The sequence below is a fragment of the Pirellulales bacterium genome, from assembly GCA_035656635.1.
Taxonomy (GTDB): Bacteria; Planctomycetota; Planctomycetia; order Pirellulales; family JADZDJ01; genus DATJYL01.
Genome location: DASRSD010000145.1, coordinates 97061 through 120395 on the forward strand (window position 1 = coordinate 97061; position 23335 = coordinate 120395).

Annotated in this window: 14 protein-coding genes; 7 read left to right on the plus strand and 7 right to left on the minus strand. The window is 55.5% G+C overall.

What is annotated here, in order from left to right; genetic code table 11:
- Positions 1-8: 8 nt before the first annotated feature.
- Positions 9-1058, minus strand: a complete 1050-nt coding sequence (locus VFE46_14055) for a LysR family transcriptional regulator (GenBank protein ID HZZ29117.1) — start codon at positions 1056-1058, stop codon at positions 9-11.
- A gap of 424 nt (positions 1059-1482) precedes the next feature.
- Positions 1483-2211: an RraA family protein gene (locus VFE46_14060; protein HZZ29118.1), complete on the minus strand. Its 729-nt coding sequence runs from the start codon at positions 2209-2211 to the stop codon at positions 1483-1485.
- 257 nt (positions 2212-2468) lie between these two features.
- Between VFE46_14060 and VFE46_14065 the strand changes: the two genes are divergently transcribed.
- Complete coding sequence (locus VFE46_14065; GenBank protein ID HZZ29119.1) at positions 2469-3119, plus strand: PEP-CTERM sorting domain-containing protein; 651 nt, start codon at positions 2469-2471, stop codon at positions 3117-3119.
- Positions 3120-3323: 204 nt separating this feature from the next.
- Here the strand turns inward: VFE46_14065 and glnA are convergent, their stop codons facing one another.
- Positions 3324-4736: a type I glutamate--ammonia ligase gene (gene glnA / locus VFE46_14070; GenBank protein HZZ29120.1), complete on the minus strand. Its 1413-nt coding sequence runs from the start codon at positions 4734-4736 to the stop codon at positions 3324-3326.
- A 636-nt stretch (positions 4737-5372) separates the two neighbouring features.
- On the opposite strand from glnA, the gene VFE46_14075 reads away from it, so the two are divergent.
- The 5 genes from VFE46_14075 to VFE46_14095 all read left to right on the plus strand — a co-directional run bounded on the left by VFE46_14075 (position 5373) and on the right by VFE46_14095 (position 10047).
- On the plus strand, positions 5373-5912 hold the full coding sequence (locus VFE46_14075; protein ID HZZ29121.1) for a glutamine synthetase III: 540 nt from the start codon (positions 5373-5375) through the stop codon (positions 5910-5912).
- On the plus strand, positions 5909-7627 hold the full coding sequence (locus tag VFE46_14080) for a glutamine synthetase III (protein HZZ29122.1): 1719 nt from the start codon (positions 5909-5911) through the stop codon (positions 7625-7627). Before VFE46_14075 ends, VFE46_14080 begins: the two co-directional genes overlap by 4 nt.
- A 157-nt stretch (positions 7628-7784) precedes the next feature.
- The gene (locus tag VFE46_14085; GenBank protein ID HZZ29123.1) at positions 7785-8387 is read left to right on the plus strand and encodes a Uma2 family endonuclease; all 603 of its coding nucleotides are present in this window, start codon (positions 7785-7787) and stop codon (positions 8385-8387) included.
- Positions 8388-8590: 203 nt separating this feature from the next.
- Positions 8591-9421: a hypothetical protein gene (locus tag VFE46_14090; protein ID HZZ29124.1), complete on the plus strand. Its 831-nt coding sequence runs from the start codon at positions 8591-8593 to the stop codon at positions 9419-9421.
- Between the two features lie 140 nt (positions 9422-9561).
- On the plus strand, positions 9562-10047 hold the full coding sequence (locus VFE46_14095; protein HZZ29125.1) for a plasmid pRiA4b ORF-3 family protein: 486 nt from the start codon (positions 9562-9564) through the stop codon (positions 10045-10047).
- Positions 10048-10664: 617 nt separating this feature from the next.
- Here VFE46_14095 and VFE46_14100 read toward each other — a convergent pair.
- The 4 genes from VFE46_14100 to mfd form a co-directional block, all read right to left on the minus strand.
- Positions 10665-11954, minus strand: a complete 1290-nt coding sequence (locus VFE46_14100) for a citrate synthase (GenBank protein ID HZZ29126.1) — start codon at positions 11952-11954, stop codon at positions 10665-10667.
- A 254-nt stretch (positions 11955-12208) separates the two neighbouring features.
- Positions 12209-12754 (minus strand): class IV adenylate cyclase, encoded by a 546-nt coding sequence (locus tag VFE46_14105; protein ID HZZ29127.1) that lies wholly within the window; start codon positions 12752-12754, stop codon positions 12209-12211.
- A 60-nt stretch (positions 12755-12814) separates the two neighbouring features.
- On the minus strand, positions 12815-14581 hold the full coding sequence (locus VFE46_14110) for a peptidylprolyl isomerase (GenBank protein HZZ29128.1): 1767 nt from the start codon (positions 14579-14581) through the stop codon (positions 12815-12817).
- Positions 14582-14672: 91 nt separating this feature from the next.
- Positions 14673-17960: a transcription-repair coupling factor gene (gene mfd / locus VFE46_14115; GenBank protein ID HZZ29129.1), complete on the minus strand. Its 3288-nt coding sequence runs from the start codon at positions 17958-17960 to the stop codon at positions 14673-14675.
- Here mfd and VFE46_14120 point away from each other — a divergent pair.
- Positions 17959-22968, plus strand: coding sequence for an autotransporter-associated beta strand repeat-containing protein (locus tag VFE46_14120; GenBank protein HZZ29130.1), 5010 nt, complete (start codon positions 17959-17961; stop codon positions 22966-22968). The two genes, mfd and VFE46_14120, sit on opposite strands and share 2 nt — an antisense overlap.
- The last annotated feature ends 367 nt before the right edge of the window (positions 22969-23335 follow it).

Below are 23335 nucleotides of genomic sequence, written 5' to 3' on the forward strand. Positions count from 1 at the left end.
AAATCGAATTAATTGGCTGCCGCAGAATGCGCAGCCAGCGTTGCTCCCCCGGCCGTCAAATGATCGTGTTGATTGCTTCCCGCTGTCCCATGCATGGCCGAGCCATTTCCAGCGGCAGTAAACTCCGCATCGCCTTCGCCATTTCGAAGAGTCGATTGAGGATGCGCGCCAAACAAATGGCCTTCGCCCCGCAGCAGTTCGATAAACTTGCGCACGGTCACTCCCAAATCCTTACCACGACGATGAATAATTCCCAACGGCCGTACTAATTCGTTGGTTGAAAGCGGCACAGCGGCCAAAGTGCCTGTCTCCACTTCACGCACCACTGTCGGCGCCGGCAACAAACTAACGCCGGCGCCAATCTCAACGGCCCGTTTAATCGTTTCGATGTTGTCGAATTCCATGACCACGTTCACGTCGGCGCGATGTTCCAGCAGCACGCGGTCAATTTCGCGCCGGATCGTTAAATCAACGTCAAAGCCAATAATGGGTTCACCCGCCACTTCTTCCAGCGACACCTGCGGCCGTTTGGCCAAGCGATGGCTCGGCGCGCACACCAATACCATCGGTTCCTGCCGCCAGCCGATGGCTTTGACGGTCCGTGATGGTTTGGGATAGCTTACCAGTCCCAGGTCGGCCTGATCGTTTTCGACCGCTTCGTAAACTTTGTGCGGATGCAAATACTCCAATCGCACATTCGCCTTGGGATACTGACTAAGAAACTGGTGCAGGTACCGGTCCATGTGATGCAATCCGACGGAATAAATCGAAGCCACGCGCACTCGACCCGCCACTTCATCGTGCAAGGTGCGCACGCGATCTTCCAACGCGAAATAACGCTCCACAATTTTGCGGCAGCCGCTGTAATAGATTTCCCCTTCTGGCGTGAGCGAAAACGGCCGCTTCGATCGATCAATCAACTTTGTGCCTAAGTGCCGCTCGAGCTGGTTCACCACCTGGCTGGCGCCGGATTGCGAGATACCGTTCTCCTCCGCAGCGCGAGAAAAACTGCGCCGCCCGACAACATCGCAAAACACTTTCAGCGACTTAAGGTGCATAAGTTTACCCAGGATGTAAGCCAAGATGGATAATTAGCAATCCAAATACCATATCCGATAAGTATTTGCCCCAAACATAGTAGAGTAAGAATGTTGTCGTCCCAAGTCAAGCCGCTAGCACGAACAAAACAAACGAGCCGGGGACGGCAATTACGCCATAATTATCATGACGCTCGTACATAAATGATTAATTTGCTTATACTTGCATTGATATCAGCAAGTTTGGCCTACCCGTGCAATTGACGCAATGATTAATGCAGTTTGCGCAATGCGTAGATTAGCCAGCCGAACATTGAACTCGCAGTAATCCTGCTCAGGCTCAATTTCACTTCTAACAATGGCCTTAATAAAGCGCCTTTTTGGCCCGGCATTCTTGGTACCAGACTCGGCCCGATTGCAACAAGGCGCAATCTTCAAAGAGCACTTACCGTTTCCGGCAAACACGTTCCGCTAGTTGGCCAATGCGCGCCGAAAACTCCTTTCGACGTGCGGTGAATTCGGCCACCGTTTTAGAGCCGGGCATTCGAACATAATCAAGCACAATTTTCTCGGCGGCTGCAAACTCGGCTGCAACATCTGGAATTTGGTCGGCAATTTCCAGCGGTATGCAGGTCACGCCATTCAAATCGCCATGCAGTAAATCGCCCTGGTTCACCACGAGGCCTCCAACTCGCACGGGCAACCCAATGTGCAGAATATGGCAGTATCCGTGCGAACAAATGGTTCCCCCGGTAAATACGGGATAATTCAAAGCCCGCACTTGTTCTAAATCGCGTCCGGCGCCGGAAGTGATTAACCCAACCGAACCGAATGCCCGATAGGTGGAACACATGACTTCGCCAAACGTGGCGGCAACAGGCGGATCGTCGAAGTCTTGAAATACCACCACGGCCGGACCCGGCAGCTCCGCAAACCGTGTGACTTGTTGGTCCATGCTGCCATAAGCATCCCCGGTAGTCGGGGGTGCATCACTGCGAAATGCCGCCGTGGCGGCAAAGCCCACCATCGGTGGCAATTCAGAAAACGCGGCTCGAATTCGTCCGTCCATATAGCCGCGGTTTCGCGGCACAACGTCGAACAACTCGATGGTGTTGCTAATGGTGGGCGTATCGAACTTCGCCAAGGCAGCCAAAGTTGCGGGGGAAAAGTGCATCGTGGATCCTTAAATCCATGTCAATCCGTGAGTTATCAAGCAGCGAAGACAACATCCTAACCGAACCTAAATGCCTTTGCAGCCGCCCTTGCGCCCCATGTTGACCACCAAATTTGCGCAACACCTCTCAAAAACCTTGACCATTTCGAAAAAGGAGTTTAAGCTCGTTCTGGTGTAGTGTATATGCAAAGTATATGACGTGCAGGTGAGCTTTTGGGCCGGTGGAACAAAGTAGAGCTTTATCGAAAGGCAACCGTATGCGCATCGCCAGAATCACGTTGCAGGGAATTCTTTGGGCAGCCCTTTGTGTTTTGACCATTAACCAAGCACAAGCGGGAAACACTTACAACGAATCGACCAGCACCGATCTGTCAAATAATCAAGCAGCGCCCACTTCATTTTCACTTACCTCTGGCACGAACCCGGTCATCGGGAACGTGGGCGCGGCGGTAGGAGATATGCAAGATTGGATTGCGGTCTCCGTACCTAGCGGATTTCAGTTGAGCTCGCTGATTTTGCACTCGTATATTTCAAACGATGTGCAGGGATTTACGGGGTTCCAAGCCGGTTCGGCGTTTTCGGGAAATCCTCAAACCGCTCCCAGCGCCTACGAAGGCTATACCCATTTTGGCACCGCAGCTCAAAATGGAGTTCTCGCGGCGGTTAATTTGGTGGGACAAGATCTGTTGCCAGTGATGGCAAATCCAGCCGATGCACCGGGCTCGCAGGGTTTCACGCCGCCATTGGCCGCGGGAACTTACACTTTTTTGGTTCAGCAGTCGGGCGCTTCGACGAGCTATGAATTTGATTTCGGTGTTACCGCGGTTCCCGAACCGGCTTCCCTGGGCCTGATGGGCTTGGCCGGTGCGGCTTTGCTGGCCGTTGCTTTTCGACGCCGCAAACAATAAGTCGCCAAGCTTAACACTGCTGTCGGTATCAGGCCGCCCAGCGCGCTTTCACGTCCTCAGCTTTCAACCGTTGGAAGGAGCGCAAAAAAAGCCCGGGGTTGTTTCCCCTGGGCTTAGTTTCTTGCGCGACCGATGGTCGTAGCCTTAAACGCACAAGTATTCATCGCGAAAAATACTTAACTCGCGAAATCACTCTGCGATCGCTCACATATCGTAGTACAGGCAAAATTCGTACGGATGGGGCCGCAGCCGCATGGCGTCGACCTCGTTTTTCATTTTGTACGAAATCCACGTGTCGATCACGTCCTTGGTGAACACGTCGCCACGCAGCAGGAAGGCATGGTCGTGCTGCAAGGCGCTCAGCGATTCTTCCAAACTGCCCGGTGTCTTGGGCACTTCGGCCAATTCTTCCGGCGAAAGATCGTAAATATCTTTGTCCAGCGGCTGGCCCGGATTCAGTTTGTTCTGAATGCCGTCGATGACAGCCATTAACATGGCGGAAAACGCCAAGTAGGGGTTGCAGGACGGATCGGGGCAGCGGAACTCCACGCGCTTGGCTTTCGGGCTGGGGCTGTACATCGGAATGCGGCAGGAGGCCGAACGGTTCCGTTGCGAATAAGCCAAATTCACCGGCGCTTCATAACCTGGCACCAATCGCTTGTAGCTGTTGGTGGTGGGGTTGGAAAACGCCAAGATCGAAGGCGCATGCTTCAGCAAGCCGCCGATGGCGAACATGGCCATTTCGCTCAGGCCGGCGTAGCCGCTGCCGGCGAACAATGGATTGCCACCCTTCCACAACGAAATATGCGTGTGCATGCCGGAGCCGTTATCGGCAAACAGCGGCTTGGGCATGAAGGTGACGGTTTTGTTGTACTTCTTGGCCACATTCTTGATGATGTATTTATAAATCATCACTTGGTCGCCCATACGCACCAAATCGTGGAAGCGCATGTCAATTTCGCTTTGACCGGCCGTGGCCACTTCGTGGTGCTGCGCTTCAATGTCGATGCCGCAATCGATCATCGTTTGCATCATTTCGTTGCGGATGTTCATTAGCGCATCGGCCGGCGGCACAGGGAAGTAACCTTCCTTGTAGCGAATTTTGTAGCCCAAGTTCGGCTTTTCATCGCGGCCCCGGTTCCATTCGCCTTCGCTGCTGTCGACGTGGTAGTAACCTTCGTGTTGGTTAAAGTCGTACCGCACGTCGTCGAAAATGAAAAATTCCGCTTCCGGACCGATAAAGCACGTGTCGGCAATGCCCGTGCTCTTCAAATAATTCACAGCCTTGCGGGCCACATTGCGCGGATCGCGGGAGTAATCTTCCCGGGTAATCGGGTCTTGAATGTTGCACACCATCACCAGCGTGGGAATGGTGGTGAACGGGTCGATAAACGCCGTTTCCGGCTGGGGCACGACAAGCATGTCGCTTTCGTTAATCGCCTGCCAGCCGCGGATGCTGGAGCCATCGAAGCCTAGCCCGTTTTCAAATACATCTTCATCCAGCTTGTTGACCGGCACGGTGAAGTGCTGCCACAGGCCCGGGAAGTCCATGAACCTTAGGTCCACCGCCTTGACATCCTTTTCGCGGCACAACGCCAACACTTCTTTTGGCTTCACAGCAGTTTCCCTTTCGCTAAAAAAATTCCAGAAGGAAGAACGATTGGTTTTTACAAATTTGGATCGTCTCTGTCAGATGGGCTGGTGCCTTTCGTACGCCGGCACCCCGGTGTTATCGCAGCCGCTAACTCCCCAGCCGGCGGCAAAAAGAACCTCAGGGTTCCGCCATTAAGCAATCACAGTGCCGTAGCCTGGAGCACAGCGCGCAGAAAGAACATGATAGCGCCTAATTGCCTGCTTGCAACGGGGTTGAGCAAAAAATGTCGGCGGCGAAAATGAGGGCAATTCATGCGAATATGCCGACGATTTAGGCACTCCTAGATCAATCCACAGGCAAATTGCACGATCAAGCGGTGCAGTATTCGGCCATTCCTCAAGATCGATAAAAACAACCTGTCGCTGGTTTCTGGCGGTAGCCGAATGACTTACCGCTTGGTAACCAATTTGTCAGCCGGAAAGCGCGGAAGGTCCGGTCACTTCGCCACATCGTGGCATGTAGTTTGCCTATAGCGGGGCAGACTAGTCTGAATTTGCTTACAGAGTCAAGGACGCCACTCTGTCTATTTAACCCGAACTGCCGCAGTTCCAAGGAATGGAGCTGGCGGCAAGCGTCTTTGCTTTTGTAAGGAGTTCTTCGTGAGTACCTTCTCCCCCACACTTTCCAACGGCAGTAGCTCTGCCGCTGCGGCCGGCGGATCCGCGCCCGCAACCACCCATGCCGCGACCCGCATGGCGGCCATTAATGCCGTCACCACCTGGCGGCCCATTTCGCAACCGCTGAATTTTGCCGAAACGCCGGCCCAAAAGATTTTCGGCCAAAACATTTTCAGCCGGACAGAAATGAAATCGCGCTTGCCCAAGCCGATTTACAAATCGCTCATTAACACCATTGAGTCGGGCGAAAAGCTCGATCCCACGGTCGCCGAAATCGTGGCCGTGGCCATGAAAGATTGGGCCATCGAGCGGGGCGCTACGGCCTATGCGCACGTCTTTTTTCCGCTCACAGGTCTCACCGCCGAAAAGCATGACAGCTTCATCACTCCCGATGGAGAGGGCGGCGCCGTCGCCGAATTCAGCGGCAAGGCCTTGATTCAAGGCGAGCCCGATGGTTCCAGCTTTCCCAGCGGCGGCATTCGGGCCACGTTTGAAGCCCGCGTTACACCATTTGGGACGTGACCAGCCCGGCCTACATTTTGGAAAACCCTAATGGCACCACGCTGTGCATTCCGACGGCGTTTGTTTCGTGGACCGGCGAAGCACTCGACAAGAAAACGCCTGTGCTCCGTTCCATGCAAGCCTTGAATAAGCAGGCGCAGCGAATTTTGAAGTTGTTCGGTCACACCGACGGCGCATTCGTCGCTTCGACCGCCGGGCCCGAGCAAGAATACTTCCTGATCGACCGGCACTTTTATTTTGCCCGGCCCGATTTGTTCACCTGCGGCCGCACGCTGTTCGGCGCGAAGCCCCCTAAGGGCCAGGAATTTGAAGACCATTACTTCGGCGCAATTCCGGAGCGCGTGCTGGGCTTTATGCTGGAAGTGGAGCGCGAGCTGTTCAAGCTCGGCATTCCGGTGAAAACGCGGCACAACGAAGTGGCCCCGGCCCAATACGAAATTGCCCCCACGTTCGAAACCGCCAATCTGGCGGCTGATCATCAGCAACTCACGATGATCACCATGAAGCGCGTGGCCGAAAAGTACGGCATGGCCTGCTTGACCCACGAGAAGCCGTTTGCCGGCGTCAATGGCTCGGGCAAGCATGTCAACTGGTCGCTGGGGAGCAAGTCGCAAGGCAATTTGCTCGATCCGGGCGAAACGCCGCACGAGAACGCTCAGTTTTTGGTGTTTTGCGCAGCGGTTATTCGCGCCGTGAAGAAATTCCAAGGTCTGTTGCGGGCCGTGGTCGCTACTGCGGGGAATGATCACCGCTTGGGCGCCAACGAAGCCCCGCCCGCGATCATTTCGATTTTCCTCGGCGATCAATTGGCCGACGTGTTCAAGCAAATCAAGGCCGGCGGCGCGAAATCGTCGATGAAAGGCGGAACGCTGACCGTCGGTGTCGACGTGCTGCCGCCGCTGCCGAAAGACGCCGGCGACCGCAACCGCACCAGTCCGTTTGCCTTCACCGGCAACCGGTTTGAGTTCCGCGCGGTGGGCGCTAACCAATCAATTGCCGGTCCGCTGGTGGCCATGAACACCATCGTGGCCGAATCGCTCGATTGGTGTGCGAGCAAGTTGGAAGCCGTCACCAAAGGTAATCCCGACGCTTTACACAGCGCCGTGCAAAGCTTGCTCACAGAAATTATCAACGAGTGCGAATCGATCGTATTCAACGGCGATGGTTATTCCGCAGCCTGGCATCAGGAAGCGGCCAAGCGTGGATTGTTGAATATGAAAACCGCGGTCGACGCGCTGCCGATACTCGATGCGCCCGAAGTGAAAGCCCTGTTCGCCAAGTACAACGTCCTGTCGGAGCGGGAATTGAAAAGCCGCCTGGACATTTACTTGGAGCAGTATTGCAAAACGGTGCGGATGGAAGCAGCCCAAACGTTCGAAATGGCAAAAACGCTGCTCTTCCCCGCGGCCATTCGCTACCAAAACGAGCTGGCGTCGACCTGTGCCAATTTGAAGCTGGTGGGCTACGAATTCGATACCGACACGCTCGACAAAGTGACGGAACTGGTAAAAGGCTTGCAAGACAGTTGCGGAGTGCTCGACAAGGCGCTGCACGATCACAGTGCGGCCAACTTACTGGCCGAGGCCCAGCACTTCTGCGACGAAGTGTTGCCCGCCATGACCAGCGTTCGCAAATACGCTGACGAACTAGAAGGCTGGGTGGCCGACGACCTCTGGCCGCTGCCGACCTACCAGGAAATGTTGTTCATTAAGTAAACCTCCTCATTTTCAACCGGTTCGCAACCAATTCAACTACGGCCCTGTATCTGTGATAAAGCGGATACAGGGCTTTTCCGTTTCTTTCCCCGCTGAGGCGCCCGATGGAATATGGTACAATGACGCTGGGCACTTGTTGATTTGGGAGTCACGAATCGTGAAAGCTGTTTTCGCCAGCGTTCCTGACCATATTTTGGAGTGGCGGCGCCGCACTGATGCCGACCAGTGGGACGAAATGTGGGAAGGGGTTTTACATATGGCGCCGAGTCCGAATCGAGAGCATCAGAGTATTGAGTTCAAATTGGCGATGTGGTTGGAGCAGAATTGGGCCGAGCCAAATGGCTGTCGGATTTATCCGCAAATTAATGTTGCCGAACCAGACATTGATAAATGGACTGACAATTATCGAATCCCCGATCTCGTGCTGTTGATGCCGGCGCGATTCAATATCGATCGCAACGAATACTTCAACGGCGGGCCGGATGCGGTTGTCGAAATTCACAGCCCAGAAGACGAGGCGTATGAAAAGCTCGATTTCTATTTCAAAGTCGGCGTGCGAGAAGTATGGATTATTGAGCGCGATTCCAAGCGCCCGGAAATCTACGAGCCCGCCGGCGCCGGCGGGCATCAACTGCGCAAGGCCGATGCGAACGGTTGGCTCCGCAGTGACGTGGCCGGCGCCGAATTCCGCGCCGCCGGTAACGGCAAGCTCGAAATCCGCTTGACCGGCCGCCCGGAAACCGCCGCGAGATTGCCGTGACGGACGCGTTGACCAAATCAAATGGTCTCGCCCGCCTGAAAAGCATTCTTACAACGTTTAGCGGCCGAGCTTGCTCGGCGCTCGCATACCAGCCGGTCAGCACTCGCAACACTTTTGTAAGACTTGAAAGAAGTTTATATTAGTTCGAAGAGTTTGCAACAATTCGGCTATTGAATCAATCGTTATTCGGGGGAAGAGTTTCGATGCCTGAATGGACCCGGGAAACGATTGTCGATGAGGCTCGCAAGACGGCGGGTAAGGTAGACGGTCCGCTCTCGAAGTCGGCATTCCGTCAGCATACAGGCATTTCCGACTATTACATTTACCGCCTCTTTCCCGAAGGCGGCTGGACGGAGATACGCGAACTCGCAGGTTTGCCGCGTCATCCGCAAGATAATGAATCGTTGGAAGACGACGAGCTACTTCAAGAATTTCATCGTGTCGTGGAGCATTTTGGTGAGGTCCCAACAGGGCACAGATTCGCGTCGGTAGCGACGATAAGTTTTGACACTCTGAAGAAGCGGTTCGATGGCCGCGATGGATTAATCGGTCGTTACCGTGATTGGCTAATAACCAAGCATCCGGACTCCCCGTTGCTGCAAATGATAAAAGTGAAGTCGACGCATGAGATAGTTCCGCCACCTATCGCCGTCCCAACCACTGAACGCCCTCAGTGGTCGAAGGCCGATGGGCTAGTCTTTGGTGCCCCGATCAATTTTCGCGGGTTACGTCATGCGCCAATTAACGAGCAAGGTGTCGTGTATTTGTTTGGGATGGTCAGTTCCGAATTAGGGCTGATCGTCGAAGCTGTTCAGTCAGCCTTTCCAGATTGTGAAGCCAAGCGATGCATCGATAGGAACAATAATCGATGGCAGCGGGTAAGAATCGAATTCGAATTCTACAGCAGCAATTTCCGCGAACACGGCCACAATTGCACGGGTTGCGACTTAATCGTTTGCTGGGAGCATGACTGGCATGACTGCCCAATCGAGGTCATTGAGTTGCGGTCAGTGATCGATCAACTTGACGCATAATCGCGGCGGCTCGGCCACCGATAACCAAACGCTGCAATGGACCGTGCGGGCATGACGGTCCCTGGTATTCGATAGTTGGTCGGCACTCGCCCCGGCCATTGAACGGTGTTACGTTAGAGGCGTTTCAACTGGAAATCAGCATGGCAAAGAAGACGGCCCCGATCTATGTCGTCAAAGTGGCACTCAAGGATGCCAAAAAGATTTGGCGGCGAATCGCCCTTCGGGGAAATCAAACGCTCGACGATCTGCACGAAGCGATCTACGATGCCTTTGACCGCTACGACGAGCATTTGTACTCGTTTTTCTTTCCGCCCGAGGGAAGCCGAAGCCGCGGGCGAAATCGACTGCGCGATGCCGTGGAGTACGCACACCCGTACATGGTCGAAGATCCAGGGCCGTTTCGCGACGAGCCGCTGCTGGATGCTTCCCAGACTCGAATCGATTCGCTTGGCTTATCGAAGGGACAACGATTTGAATACCTGTTCGATTGGGGCGACGAGTGGTGGCATGAATTGACCGTCGAAGAAGTCGATGCAAAGCCTGAAAGAGGGCGGTATCCAAAGATCGTCGAAAAGCATGGGGAATCTCCGCCCCAGTATCCGGATTTGGAGGAATGCGAGGAATAGCCAGCGAGCAATTGGCAAGTTGCTGCTGAATCGCCTTGCGCGATAGGGGGATGTGTTATTTGTGCCGGCGACCGATGCGCTAGACGCGCAGCACCTTTACCAGTCTGTCTTGCGAATCGACGGAATAAATTATTCCCAACGGCTGCTCAAATAAAATTCTGCGACTTAAATCTCGTGACTCGCCGACTTCGATCGGAAAGTCTCGCAAAAGATCATCCACGATCGACGCCGCCTTGGTAACTGCATCGCGAGCCAGATTTTCGTTAGCGCTGTTTCCGCCGTCCGATTCCATACGACGGTGTATTTCATTTAAGGCGCTCGAAGTCGGCTAGGATTTTGCTTAATGGCCGACCCTCTTCTTTTTCCGCTTCGCATAGCTCCCCCTCAGTGAATGGCGGAACATAGTATTCATAGTCGCTGACCGGTCGAAACCAGCCCAACGTGTTCCCCTCTGCGTCGCAGACCTCGACGCTACGTTCTAGGCCCGCGAGTTTAGCGCCGGGTGGATGGATCAACAGTAAGCTTGTCCATAGAAATTGCCTTTCTCATTGTCCTTATTGACAACCAATCTATTTTAGACAAGCTGTTGTGTCACGAGCAACTTTGCCAAATCTCTCTTACCCGCGCTTATCCAGCGATTGGTATTCGCGCTTTAATGCGCCGGTGTAAATTTGCCGGGGGCGGCAGATTTTTTTGCCCGGCGTGTGGTGCATTTCCATCCAATGGGCAATCCAGCCCGGCAGGCGGCCGATGGCGAATAGCACGGTGAACATGTTCACCGGAATGCCCATGGCGCGGTAGATCACGCCGCTGTAGAAATCGACGTTGGGGTAGAGCTTCCGCTCGATGAAGTATTCATCCTTGAGTGCCGCCGCTTCCAATTCCTGGGCGACATCGAAAATGGGATCGCGGATTTTCAACTTATTCAGCAGTTTGTCACAAGTGCGCTTGATGATGGTCGCCCGGGGGTCGAAGTTTTTGTATACCCGGTGGCCAAAGCCCATCAGGCGGAAGCCGGAATCTTTTTTCTTGGCCAAATCGACGTATTTTTTCACGTTGCCGCCATCGGCGCGAATTTCCTCCAGCATTTCCACACAGGCCTGATTGGCCCCGCCATGCAGCGGGCCCCACAACGCGCAAATGCCGGCCGAAATGGAAGCGAATAAGTTGGCGTCGCTGGAGCCGACCATTCGCACGGTGCTGGTGCTGCAGTTTTGCTCGTGATCGGCGTGGACAATCAAGAGCAGGTTGAGCGCCTCGACAAAATCGGGGTCGACCTCGTACGTTTCGCACGGCACGCCGAACATCAAATACAAAAAGTTGGAGCAATAATCCAAGTCGTTTCGCGGATACATGAACGGCTGGCCGGTCGATTTTTTGAAACTGTAGCTGGCGATGGTCGGCAGCTTGGCCATCAGCCGGTGGACCGAAACTTCCACTTGCCGCGGATCGCGGGGATCGAGCGAATCTTGATAAAACGTGGAAAGCGCCCCCACCACGCTGCTTAAAATCGCCATCGGGTGGGCATCTCGCGGGAAGCCGTCGTAAAACGATTTCATTTCCTCGTGCAGCATCGTGTGACGCAGCAAGGAACTTTTGAAGTACTGCAGCTGCTGTTTGTTGGGCAGTTCGCCGTAGATCAGTAGGTAGCTGGTCTCGACAAAATCGCTGCGCTCCGCCAGTTGCTCGATCGGGTAGCCGCGGTATCGCAAAATGCCTTGTTCGCCGTCCAGAAACGTTATGCCGCTGATGGCCGAGCCGGTGTTCATGTAACCGTCGTCCATCGTAATCAATCCGGTGGCGCCGCGGAGCTTGGAAATATCGACGGCGGTTTCGTGCTCCGTGCCGATAATGATCGGCAATTCCAGTTGATGACCGTTGTACAGCAGTTTGGCCGCGTCAGACATGTTGGTATTCATTGCACAGTTGTCAGAAGAACGGAAACCAGCCCAATCAATGATGGACGGTAAAAGAGCACGGGTCGAACAATGCGCACAATGAATTCGAACTCTCCCGATGCAGCCGGTTCGAATGCGCCGCCTGAAGTTATCATACCGGCGCGGCCCAGCCAGCGGAAGCGGCCAGCGGACACCGCCACATTTTCTCAATGAGGCGAGGACCCGGCTGGCGGCCTGTAGAAAACAGGCGGCCACAGGTTTTCCTACTTGGCCTGCAACATGTCGGAGTAGGAAGTCGCTAGCAAGTCGGCCGGCTCGATGCCGAATTCTTGTTGCAGTTTGGCCAGCTGCGTGTGGCCGGCGGCGGCATTTACTTGGAGACCGAGCACTGCCTCGAATTCCAAAAACGTGCCAAGCTGGGTCACTTCGTCCAAATGAATGCGCACGTTATCGTGCAAGAAAATTTCGCGGCGCTTGGCCACGACCACGCGAATGCCCATTTCGCGCTTCAAAGCCACGGCTCGGGCCGGATCGGTAATTTCCACGATTTGGTAATCGCTTTGCTTGGCGTTGAGTTCGTCGGGGCGATCGTAACTGATGAGCTGCGCGAGCCGCTGCGGCGGTTCATTCGGCCGTGGGCCATAATCGACAATTTCGCGCAGCTTCAGCCGGCCCTGCGGACAGTAAAAGTATGTGTCGGTTTGCTGTTGCACGCCCAGATATTCCGTGGCCACACGCTGCGCAATGATGCGGGCGGCAGCGAGATTGTGCAGCCGCGCTTTCAGTTCGATATTGCGGGCAGGTTCCATGGTCGAAGATTATCACCATGGCGAGCAGAAAAAGAAGCCGTATGGCTCAGACGCGCAAACTCAGAAATGATGATCCTCTTCCTTGGGCGGGCCGTCCAATCCGCCGAGCTGGTCATCGAATACACTGTGGACCGGCGTTTTTTTGTGCAACTCAGCCAAGTATTTGTCGCGCTGTTTTTTGAAGTTTTCTTCTTTCAATTGCTTTTTAATGTCGCCTTGGGCATCTTCAAATGATTTTCGCCCGGCGACTTTGCGGTCGACGACTCGAATAATGTGGAAACCGCGATCGCTTTCGACAATGCTGCTGAGGCTGCCAATCGGCAATTGGAACATGTTTTCGTCCAGGGCTTTGCAAGCCAAACTGCCTTGGGTGGTCCAATCGTAGGCGCCCCCTTTATCGGCCGTTGGCCCCTGCGACATTTTCATGGCCACTTCAGTGAACGGCGCGCCTTGCATCACCTGATTTCCCATTTGGGCAATCGCGGCGTAGGCCGCGTTCTTGTCGGAAAACTTGTCGAAGCTAACCATCAGCTCTTCCCACTTGGCTTGGGCCGGGTATTCGTAATCGAGCAAATGCTGCTCGTAATAACCCAGCACGTCGGCTAAGGCCACTTGCTTGTCGTCTTTGACTTGTTGGTCCCGCCACCCGTGATAAATATTTTGCTCGAAGAACGAACGTCGTTCCCAATCCAGCGAGCTGCCTCCTTTGCGGAGCGCTTCGTCCAGCTCATGCTGATTAGAAACGTGATAATCTTCCATCAGCTTGGGAATTCGATTTTTGTCGAAATCGTGATTCACTTCGACTTCAATTTTTGCCATCCCCGCGGCGGGAATCGTTTGCTTAGCATCGTTCACAACGAGCTTCATTTCCACCATTTGCTTCAGCACCGGACGCATCGCCGCTTCAATAAATTCCTTTTCGTGCTCTGGCGGGGGAGCGGAAAACATATTGTTGTGAATGGCCTGGTTGATCATCGCCCGCACATCGCCCGCAAGAATGGGCAGATTGCCGACCGTGGCGACGATTTTTCCATCTGCATATTCTTCTCTCGGTCCCGGCAATACTTGCAAGCTTTGCATGTTGGCATCTGGCTGCGGGACCATTGCCACACCACCAGGCGTAGCTTGGATCGTGCCGTTGGGAACCGGGCCGCTGGGACCAAGGGCTCCCATCGGCATGGTTTGCATCGGCGCGGGAACGTAGGCTGCAGCCGGCGGCATGGTTTGCGCCGGAACTGGATTCATACCCGGCGGAAGAGGAGATGCAGTTGGCGGCGTCGCCGCGTAAGAATTTTGTGGCATCCCCACATAAGAGATTTGCGGCTGGGCTTGGTACGGAGATGGGTATTGAGCTGCAGGCTGTCCGGCCGTTTGAGGCATCGTTTGAGGCGGCAACGTCCCCTGCGGTATAACAGCGCCCGGCATGGTAGCGCCATACCCCGATGCATTCGTGGGCGAAGCAACCGGCGCTGCGCCATTGGTGGCCGCGCTGGGGGTAGCATATTCTAACGGGGCGCCGGGCCAAGAAACCGGTCGAGTGGCTGGAATTGGTTGCGTTAGTCCACTGGGTAAATTGCTGTACGGCACTACACCCGGCTGCCCTCCCCAACCCGGTGAAGGAGGCGCCTGCGAATTCCAATCGTTCGCTTGTGGAGAGGCGGCAGCCACGCCCGGCGATTGGGCGCGCACGCTGCGTGCCAAATCGATCAAATCTTGCGCCAACCCTGGCCGCAGCCACAACGTGGCCAGCAGCGCCAAAGTGGCGCACATCAGTAAGTTATACAGCGTCCGTGCCACGCACAGCCTGCGCTTGATGAGTTGGAACACCGAGCAAGGAAAGGACGAAACTCAGAAAAGTGCACATCCGAATGGATCTTGGTCATTGCCCTTTTTTGTGGGCGGAAGTTTAGCGGCGAACTCACTTTAGCTGCAAGACGGATTCTGCCAATGCTAGCAGGGAATCTGCGTCGATTTTATGGCCTTTCAGCGGCAAGTAAGCACTGCGATCGTCAACAATGCGTAGCCGATTGTTGTTCAAACGGTTCAATTCTTCAATTTTTAGGCGGTTGGCGTATTGGAAAACGAGATAGCCTTCCTCGCGTCCAATCGAAGCAATATGCCACTGCGCGGCTGCAATCCGGAGTTGGGCAAACCTCACCATACCTGCAGCGGAGGGAGGCAAGGGACCGAAACGATCCAACATTTCCGCCCCCAAATCGTTCAATTCGTCTTGGGCCGTGACACGCGTCAGCCGGCGATATAAATCGATTTTCATCCGCATGTCGGGCACGTAACTGCGGGGAATGAAGGCTTCGCCGGGTAAATCAACGTGCACTTCAATCGTTTGCCTTGGCGGCAGCTTCTTCAGTTTGCGAACGGCCTGTTCCAGCAGCTCGCAATATAACTCGTAGCCAATTGTGGCAATGTGCCCACTTTGCTGCGTGCCCAAAATGTTGCCGGCCCCGCGAATTTCTAAATCTCGCATGGCGATGGCAAACCCGGCCCCCATATCGCTGAATTCTTCGATGGCGCGCAATCGCTTGGCCGAATTCGTCGATAAATACTTGTTCGGATCGAGCAGCAAATAACAGTAGGCCCGGTGCTTGTAACGCCCTACCCGGCCGCGCAATTGATGCAAATCGGCCAGACCGTAGCGATCTGCCTCGTCGATGAAAATTGTGTTGGCGTTGGGAATATCGAGCCCGCTTTCGACAATCGTCGTCGCCAGCAAGATATCGAATTTGTGATTCACGAAATCAAGCATCACGCTTTCCAATTGATGCTCCGGCATTTGGCCGTGCCCAATGCGAATGCGGACTTCCGGCACAATGCGCTGCAGCCGGGCGGCCAGCAAGTCGATGTTGTTGACGCGATTGTGGACGAAAAACGCTTGTCCGTTGCGATTGATCTCCCGCATCAGGCCGTGGCGAATTAACTCTTCGTCGAACCGTGTCACGCGGGTTTCCACGGCCAAGCGGTCTTCCGGCGGCGTTTCTAAATTCGAAATATCGCGCAAACCCAACAGAGACATGTGCAACGTGCGCGGAATGGGCGTGGCCGTCATGGTAAGCACGTCGACCGTGGTCCGGAGCGCTTTCAGCCGCTCTTTCACTTCCACGCCAAAGCGCTGCTCCTCATCGATCACCAGCAGCCCCAAATTTTGAAAATTCACGTCGCCTTGAGCAAGCCGATGCGTGCCAATTACCAAATCGACCGAGCCATCGATTAGCCCGGCGATGGTTTCACGCTGCTGCTTCTCCGTGGCGAAGCGGCTAAGCACATCAATACGGAACGGAAATTCCGCCATGCGTGCCGTAAAGGTGCGGCGGTGTTGCTCGGCCAAAATGGTCGTGGGAACCAATACCGCCACTTGAAAGCCGGCGTCAATCGCTTTGAACGCCGCCCGAATGGCCAGTTCCGTTTTGCCGTAGCCCACGTCGCCGCACAGCAGCCGGTCCATCGGGCGCGGCTGCCGCATGTCATGTTTGATGGCGCCAATGGCCGAAAGCTGGTCGGGCGTTTCGCGATAAGGAAAGGCGGCATCAAATTCGCGCTGCCATTCGCTGTCGGACGGAAACTCAATGCCGGGGCGCAACGACCGCATGGCTTGCACCTGAAGCATGTCGGCCGCCAAATCGATCACCGCCCGCTGGGCCGCTTCCTTTTGCCGCACCCACATTCGCCCGCCAATATGCGCCAGGCTGGGCCGGGCTTTATTGCCGCCGATGTATTTTTGCACCAGGTCAATGTTGGAAGCCGGCACGAAAATGCGCGTGCCGCCGTGAAACTCCACCTCCAAGTGTTCTTCTACAGTCCCATTTTTTTCCAGCAGCTTCATCCCCCGATAGCGGCCAATGCCGTGCGAAAGATGCACCACGTAATCCCCTTCGCGCAGCTCCAGGAAGCTGTCGATCACACGGCCCAACCGGCGTCGGGCTGGCCGATTCAAATCTTGCCGATGAAACAGCTCGCCGCTGGAAACCAGCACGACGCGCTCGCTCACCAATCGAAAACCCATTTGCAACCTGCCCAATGGAAAATGCAACCGGTCGGCGGCCGCCAGTTTCGTATTGCCGAAAATCTCGCGCAAGCGATCCGCCTCCGCTTGTGTCGGGCAAATCAAATGCACGTCGTACCCTGTGCCGACCGTGTCCAACTCATCGCGTACTTTGGCAATGTCACCACTGAATCGCTCCACGCTTTCAATTCGCAATTGACATTCGGCTTCCATCGAGCCGCTGGCGACTGCGGCGGCGGTAACGGAAGGAAAGCGGTACATGGCGGCCAGTGCGTCATCCAAATCATGCACTTCTTGCGGCCGGTCCAAGCGCTGACGATAGTGCCGCCCCTCCTCTTGCATTTCGTGCGGTTCCACCAGCAGAAACCAACTTCGCGGCGGCAGGTAACTGGCAAAATGATCTGACGCCGCCGCGGACTCATTGGGCAGCATGGTAATGTCAACCGAATTAAGCGATTCCAAGCTGCGTTGCGTGCTGACTTCAAATTGCCGCAGCGATTCCACGGTATCGCCAAAAAATTCGATCCGCACAGGATGAAACCAATCAGGCGCAAAGACATCCACAATGCCGCCGCGGGGCGAAAACTCGCCCGGCAGTTCCACAGCGGTAGTGTTGAGAAAACCGTTTTCCGCCAGCCACCGGAGGAGCGCGTCGGGTGAAATTTCCTCCCCCACCCGCAACCGCTTGGTTTGGGCATTCAGCACCGCTTTAGACGACACGGGCTGGAGCAACGCTTGAATGCTGGTGACGATCAGGCGCGGCGACTTCAGTTCACCTTGCGGCGCCGATTGTGAACTCAGTAATTTCAGCACTCGCAAGCGGTCGCCGTGAGCTTCATCTTGAATGTTGCGCTCGCCGGGCGCGCTTTCCCATGCGGGAAATTTTTCGAGATTGTAGCTGGCGACTTGCGTCGCCGAATTCGCCGACTGGGAAATGAACACTGCCAAATCGTCGCAAAAATCGTCGACATCGCCGGCGCGAGGCAATACCACCACGAGTGCAGCAGGAGCATGTTGCGCCAGGTTCGCCGCCACCAGCGCGCAGCTCGATCCCCAGACTCCGCCCAGCGCCGCACCGTGTCCTGCCTGCAGGCTGGCGACTACTTGGGCGTAGCCTTCTTGCGCATCCAATCGCTCGGCCAGGTTGGTCAACCGTGCCGAGCCGATATCGGCTACGGGCGCGGCCATGTGTAGGAGAATTGTAAGCCGCCGCCGTTTCGGTGGAAGGGCGATTTCCGGCGGTGTTTCTCGATATCCAAGCAGTGTCTGCCTGCAATTGCAATCTGCTCGATTGCAATTGCACTACCCGTGCGATCATAATAATCCTGGATTCGGGGGAATCCACGGACAGCGGGAGGTCGAGTTGTATCCGGCCAAGCATCTATTTGCCGCACGCCCGGCGTTTTGCTGGAGCGTGGTCGTTAGCGGCATTTTGTTGAGTGCTATTGGCTGGCCGGCGGCCCAGGCGGCAACCGTCAACGTGGCAGCCGGCAATTCCAGCGCCCTAAATACGGCCATGACCAACGCCAAGCCGGGCGACACCCTCGTGTTGCTGGGCGGCACGTACAACACAGGCATCACAACGCACACCGATGGCACTTCCGCCGCGCCGATTACCGTGATCGGCACCAATGGCGCCAAGTTGAACAGCTCGGTCACAACCACCGGCAGCGGAATTTCCTGCAGCAACGACTACTGGGTATTTCAGAACATTGCCATCAATGGTTTTCAAAAATCGGTGCGGATCGACAACGGCTCGCACGGAATTCTAAACGGCCTGGTCTGCACCAACTCCGGCAATGAATCGATCAAGCTGAAAAATTCGTCTCAGTATTGGCTGGTCGAAAACTGCTCGGCTTCCAACGCCGGCATGGAAGGCTATTACTGCGGCGACGCCGACCAGAATTGGGAAGGGGGCGTGCCCGATCAAACCGGCTTCGTCACGTTCTACCACGACACCGCTTTCCAAACCTTCAACGACGGCTTCGATTCCAAGGAAGGAACGCACGATATTCGGATTGTCGATTGCTCGGTCGATTGGAATAACACCGTGCCCGGCGGCAACGACGAGGGAGACAGCGGCGTGTACGATCGCGCCAATGGAATTCAGGTGGTGAACTTGAACGCCAAAAACAATGGGTCGGTGGGAAACGGCGTTCGCGCCAACAAATTGACCGCCGTGAACAGCGTGACGTATGGCAGCGGGGCCCAGATTTATGGGCTGGTGCTGAACAACATGCAGGGCACGCTGTTGTCGACCAATCAATCCGACACCGCCTTATACACGAATTACTCGATGACCAATGTGGCCGGTGGAATTGGCAGCTCCGGCCACACGCAACCCAGCCCCGCCACGTTTTCGCTGACCGGCTGGAGCGACCCCACCGGTAGTTTCCCGACCATCAACATGGTTTGGGACGACAGCCAATCGGCAGTGGGCAATGGCGCGACGTGGGATTACAACCAGCAAAATTTCAACGATCCGGGGGTGAACGGAAATATTCCGGTCATTTTTTTCCAAGGGGTGAATGTCGTTTTCAACGACAGCAACAACGGCCACTACAACGTAACCATTGGCGCCAATGTTAGCCCCAGCGAGATTACCGTGAGCAACAGCGCGGGCAATTATTTGTTCAGCGGCAGCGGCTCGATCACGGGCGCCGCCACACTAACCAAAAGCGGCGCCGGCGTGCTGACCATTTCCAACACCAATTCGTATACCGGCGCTACGCTGGTCAACGGTGGCACGCTGGCAGTGAACGGCAGCATTTCGTTCAGCCCCATCACCGTAAACTCCACCGGCGCGTTGCAAGGCGTCGGCAGCTTGGGTAGCACGATAATGGTCGCTTCCGGAGGAACATTGCAGCCCGGAAACTTTTTCGGCGCGACGGCCACTCCCGGAACGCTAACGGTTACGTCCGCGGTGACGTTCAACAGCGGATCGAGTTTAAACATCGTCTTGCAAGGCGCCCTCAGCACCAAATACTCCCAACTGCATGCGCAAGGATCGTTGACTCTGGGGGGGACGCTGAACGTTTCGTTGAGCGGCTTCACCCCCTTTGCAGGCAACTCCTTCGATATTCTGAATTGGGGTTCGCTGACGGGCGTTTTCAGTACGGTGAATTTGCCCACCATGAACGGCCGCATCGCCTGGAATAGCTCGCAGCTGTACACCAATGGCACGCTCTCCATTACCGCCACTTATTGGGCTGGAGATTTTGATCGCAATGGCCATGTCGACGCCGCTGACATTCCCGCCATGTTGTCGGCGTTGGTGAATTTAAGCGGCTATGAATCTGCTAAGGGGTTGACCAGCGCACAGTTGACGCTCATCGGCGATTGCAACGGCGATGGCAAAGTGACCAATGCTGACGTGCAGGCGCTGTTGAATAATCTCAAATCGGGCGGCGGATCGACTGACGCGGTGCCCGAACCCAGCACCGGATTTCTGGCGCTGCTAGGCGCGGCGGCAATTCTTCCCTGTCGCTTTTGGCGGCGGTTCAGCGCACTTGTGTTTGGTCTGTATGTGGCGATTTGCTGGGGACCGTTCCAAGCCCGCGCCGCTACTCCGGTAGTGGTTCAGAACGAAGCTGGCTTCGAAGGCCTGGAAGAACCCAAGGTTATTTACTTTCCCGACACCAACACCTTTGAAAACGATCCCACGAATTTTCAAAACCACGTGGACGAAGGGGGCGGACTTTTCCGCGATACGTTGCGTAACTACTATTCCACGCTCGGCTGGTGGGATGGCGATGGCGCCGATACCTCAAACACCGACCGCCAGCGTTCCGAACCCAAAGGCATTGTTGGCCTCGGCCACCAGCAGGTCGAACAGACATTTGAATACTCGTTCGACTTCCGGACCGATCCAACCTTCCAGGCCACCAGTAACTTTGACCATATCTTCCAGCTCAAGGCCACCAACGGTGACGATGGCTCGCCGCTGGCCACGATCTCACTTTACAAAAGCGGGTCCGGCATCCAAGGCAGAGTTGACGCGTTCTCCGACGGCAGCAGCGGCAGCACCTCCGAAACCGTTCCGGTTACTTTCTCCTATACCGCCGGCCAGTGGATCCACTTTGTCATCCGCATCACGCCTTGTGCCGCCGGGGAAAGCACGGGCCAAATTCAGCTATCCGTCAACGGCGGCGCTTTCACTGGCATTGCCAACGCCCCTGTCGACCTGACTGGCTCGACCGATTTCCGCCCCAAATTCGGCTTCTACCGTGGCATCTCCACCACCAACGGCGTTCCCGCAGGCATTTCGTGGGTGGAACACCGTACCATTACCGGCTACATCGGCACCAGCAATGTGCTCACTTGGAATGGAACAGCGACGACGAGCACTTGGGATAACAATACGACGCAAAGTTTTTTGAACGGCACGAGCGCTGCGTCGTTTAATATCGACGATCAAATCAACTTCACCGATGCAGCGGCCAATGCCGCAGTGAACATTTCCGGCAATGTGTGGCCCAACTACATTCGCGTTAATTCGTCAAAGAATTATGTGCTGTCGGGCACAGGCTCGATTGTCGGAGGCACGCTGCGGAAGGATGGCTCTGGAATGTTAACGCTGGCGACGACAAATTCTTATCCCGGTTTGACTGACATACGGGCCGGAACACTGCTTGTCACCGGTTCGGTTGGCAACAATTCGCTGGTGTCGATTACTGGCGGAACGTTGAAGGCGGGTTCCAGTGCAGCGCTGGGGACGAACTCCACGATTGGAACGCAGATCGACGGAGGCACTCTCGACATCAACGGATTCAATCTGACTACGGAGCCGATTTCGGTCGATGGCACGGGTGCAGGGGGCGTGGGGGCAATTATCAACAGCGGCGCCCAGCAAACCAGCGCCTTGACCAACGTGACGCTGACGGCCGATGCAACCTTCGGCGGCTCCGGCCGCTGGGATATTCGCGGAACCGGCGCCACGCTGAGCACCGGCGGGACCAGCGCAAATTTGACAAAAACGGGCACGAACCAGGTGTCGCTGGTCGGCACAAATGTGGATTCGGCGCTGGCCAACATCAACATCAATCAGGGTGAGCTCTGCTTTCAAACCAGCACCACTTCGATGGGCGACCCAACCAAATCGGTCACTGTGGCCTCGGGTGCGGCACTTGGATTTTTTAACACCACTGCCGTGATGAACAAGCTGTGTACACTCAACGGCGGCACCATCTGGGGCGAAAGCGGCACCGGCACGCAAAACACTTTTTCCGGCGCAATCACGCTGGGCAGCGCGGGAGGCGTGTTCGATGCCGGCAGTGCGCTAACCGGCGGCACGCCCAATGCCAACGCAGTTTTGACCATTAGCGGCGCGATTGGCGGGATCGGCGCGCTGACCAAAAACGGCCCCGGCACGCTCACGATTTCGAACATCAACAACACTTGGTCAGGTGGAACGACGATCAACGCCGGCACACTGGTGTTAACTGGAAAAATTCCTGGCGCAGCGACAATCAATTCCGGTGCTACGCTACAAGGCTCAGGAAGCGTTGGTGGCTTACTGAGCGTCGCCAACGGTGGAGATCTCGCGCCGGGCAATAGCGTCGGCACGTTGTCGGTCGGCTCACTCAGCCTAGGAAATGGCGCAACTACGTCGATGGAACTGAGTGGCGCGACCGCCGTTCAATTCGATCAAATTCATGCCGCCGGCCTAGTAGCCTTGGGAGGCACGCTTTCAATCTCGCTCGTCAATGGCTATGTGCCGCTGTGGGGCAGTGCATTCGATATGCTGAATTGGGGCTCCGAGTCGGGCACGTTTAGTACTCTGAATTTACCCAGTATGAATGGCCGCATTGCGTGGGATACCTCGCAGTTGTACACCAGTGGCACGCTGTCGGTAGCCGCCACGTACTTGGCCGGAGATTTTAATCGCGACGGCCACGTGGATTCCGCCGACATTCCAGCGATGCTCTCCGCCTTGGTAAATTTAAGCGGCTACGAATCGGCGACAGGCCTGACTGCTCCGCAATTGACGCTTGTGGGCGATATGAACAGCGACGGGAAAGTGAACAATGCCGATTTGCAAGCATTGCTCAACACACTGAAGTCCGGCGGTGGCTCGACAGCTTCTGTCCCCGAGCCCGAGGGGATGGTGTTACTCTCGCAGGGGGCAATAGCATTGCTGCTGGCGTTGCGAATCGGCAACCCAAATTCTCGAATCGAACTGCTACGAATTGCGTGAATTTAGGCCGTGTGAGCAAATGCACGGTGCACATCGCCATTTTCCAGGTTGATTTTTCATAAATTTACTGGCATCGAGCAGTTTCACAGTTATACTGACGTGACGCCGGGTTTCGGGGGGGATTTTTTATTTCGATCCAGCACAGGACGGCCAAATCGCCCGAAATGGCGAGAAGCCTTTGCCTGTTGCCCTACTGTCGTCTGACAGCATTCTTGCAAGCCGCCCGTACAATCGGCAAACCTTAGCCGGTTTTTCTTCTGGGCAGGCAGTACGCCGCCAATTTGCATAATTCGGGCAAACTCTCCCCGACATATGGGGAATTCTCGACTTAACGCCTTTGTCAGTTCGAACAGTGGGGAAGGAGCGC